3 protein-coding genes are annotated in these 2,283 nt (G+C 39.6%); 1 reads left to right on the plus strand and 2 read right to left on the minus strand.

Annotated elements, in window-relative coordinates:
• Window positions 1–57: 57 nt before the first annotated feature.
• Window positions 58–402, minus strand: coding sequence for a cupin domain-containing protein (locus J7J33_00190; GenBank protein MCD6167718.1), 345 nt, complete (start codon window positions 400–402; stop codon window positions 58–60).
• Between the two features lie 12 nt (window positions 403–414).
• Window positions 415–1,395, minus strand: a complete 981-nt coding sequence (locus J7J33_00195) for an NAD(+)/NADH kinase (protein MCD6167719.1) — start codon at window positions 1,393–1,395, stop codon at window positions 415–417.
• A gap of 113 nt (window positions 1,396–1,508) precedes the next feature.
• Here J7J33_00195 and floA point away from each other — a divergent pair.
• A partial coding sequence (gene floA, locus J7J33_00200; protein ID MCD6167720.1) for a flotillin-like protein FloA occupies window positions 1,509–2,283 on the plus strand: 775 nt, incomplete at its 3' end.

Here is a 2,283-nt window from a genome sequence, read left to right on the forward strand (position 1 = left end):
CTCTAAAAGTATTCCCTCTTGTAAAGTCTAAATAATTTTAAAGGAAAACCCTTCTTTTTACTTCTTTACACCTTTATCGGGTATGATGCATAGAAATACTGCATCCTCCTCACCAATATTTATAAATTGATGTTTTGTGTTTGGTGGAACATAAGCAAAGTAATCCTTCTCTCCAATCTCTTCCTTATCACCGCATTTTATCTTAACTTTACCCTTGAGTATAAAGACTTCATGCTCCCAGTCATGGGAGTGGTGGGGAGTGTATCCACCGGGTTTAAGTCTGAACATTCTCATTGCAAAGTTTGGACCAATGATTAACCATCTTATGAAGGTATCCTTAACTCCCTCCATAACCACTTCTTTTTCCTCAACCTCGCTAAAGTGTGCTACTTTAAAATCCATAACACCCTCCTTTTAAATTATCTTTCTAAAGCCTTTTTTTAAAGCATTTCTAAGTGTCTTTTTATAATCAATCACTATGGGACCGTTGCGAGAGAGTTTTACAAAAACCTTGTCTTTTACCATAAGCTCCCTCTCCCCATCAAAGGCAAGAAGGGAAGGTATGGTCTCAATCTCAACCTTCTCTCCAATCCTTAAGATTTTAAATTTATCTATACCAATCTCCCTAACCATCCCCGGAGCTATAGGTGCCATAACAAAATTTTTACTCCCAAGTTTTATGTATAATCCCTCATCATCCTCCACATCAATCTCCTTTATAGAGGCACCTATGGAACTCAAGCCAATGTTGTAAGAATTGCATATAGTTACAATCACCTCTTTTATGTACTCAGGATTCCAGAGAGCTTTAGATCCTACAAAGGAGTGGGTTGTAACTGCAATATCTACAAGTGCTATATCCAGAAGGGAATTATCCCTTAAAACCTCAAGCCTCTTTGCCTTAAAACAACACTCATCCTTATCAACAACTCCACTTACAACGGCAGCAACAGCTTCTCCTGCAACTGTCGCCTCTACCATGTATGGAAAAGCATTGTTTGTTCCTGTGGAGATTGGCATTATGGGTGTGTCATTACATGCCTTTGCAACAGCTCTGTTTGTGCCATCCCCTCCAATTACTATTATCGCTCCAACCTTCCCCTCCATTAATTTTGCTGCTTCGTATGTATCACTCCAGTCTCCATTAATCTTCATGGAAAGGAACTCAACATTAAACTTTGATGAATTCCTTAGAGCATTCAACGCTCTCTTCACAATACCGAAGGTATCAGGCATAGCAAGGAAATCTCTTATTCCAAACTTCTCAATTGTGGTAAGGAGTCTTTTTACTATACTTACCTTCTCCATGTTGTCAAAAACACTTGCCTGTGAAACCAATCTTCTTATATCCTTTCCAGATTCAGGATTTGCTATTATTCCAACAACTTTTTTCATCTTTTTGCTCAACTACACCTATGATATATTACCATTCCCTTCAAGTCAATAATTCTTTTGTTCTAATTTAAAAAACCTCTCTTGTCTGGTAAAATGAAGGAAAGGAGGTAAAGATGTTTGGATTGGGTGTATGGTTCACTGTGATAATAATCTTAATACTTATCATAGTGGTATTTAGTTTTATTCCTGTAGGTTTATGGATTGCATCCATGGCTGCAGGTGTACCTGTGGGGTTATTCACACTCATTGGAATGAGATTGAGAAGGGTTCCACCAGCAAAAATTGTTCTTCCACTTATAAAGGCAAGAAAGGCAGGACTTGAAGCAAGCGTTGACAAATTGGAAGCCCACTACCTTGCAGGTGGAAATGTGGATAAGGTAATTGATGCATGGATTGCTGCAGAAAGAGCTGGAATTCCTCTTAACTTTGAAAGGGCAGCAGCCATTGACCTTGCAGGAAGAGATGTGCTTGAAGCTGTGAAGATGAGCGTTAACCCAAAGGTCATTGAAACACCAATTGTTGCTGCAGTGGCAAAGGATGGAATTGAGCTTAAGGCAAAGGCAAGGGTCACAGTTAGGGCAAATATAGAGAGATTGGTTGGAGGAGCAGGAGAGGCAACTATTATCGCAAGGGTAGGTGAAGGAATTGTTACAACCATAGGTTCTGCAGAGAGCCACAAGGATGTGCTTGAAAACCCAGATTTAATCTCAAAAACAGTGCTTGAGAAGGGTCTTGATGCAGGTACTGCCTTTGAAATACTATCCATTGATATAGCAGATGTAGATGTTGGGAAAAACATCGGTGCGAAGTTAAGGATTGATCAGGCAGAGGCGGATAAGAAGATTTATCAAGCTATGGCAGAGCAGAAGAGGGCAATGGCAGTTGCAA

This window comes from Caldisericia bacterium, assembly GCA_021158845.1.
Classification (GTDB): Bacteria; Caldisericota; Caldisericia; order B22-G15; family B22-G15; genus B22-G15.

What these genes read in the sequence shown, in the direction of transcription:
- J7J33_00190 (MCD6167718.1), bottom strand. Translation starts at nt 402, where the DNA reads ATGGATTTTAAAGTAGCACACTTTAGCGAGGTTGAGGAAAAAGAAGTG.
- J7J33_00195 (MCD6167719.1), bottom strand. Translation starts at nt 1,395, where the DNA reads ATGAAAAAAGTTGTTGGAATAATAGCAAATCCTGAATCTGGAAAGGAT.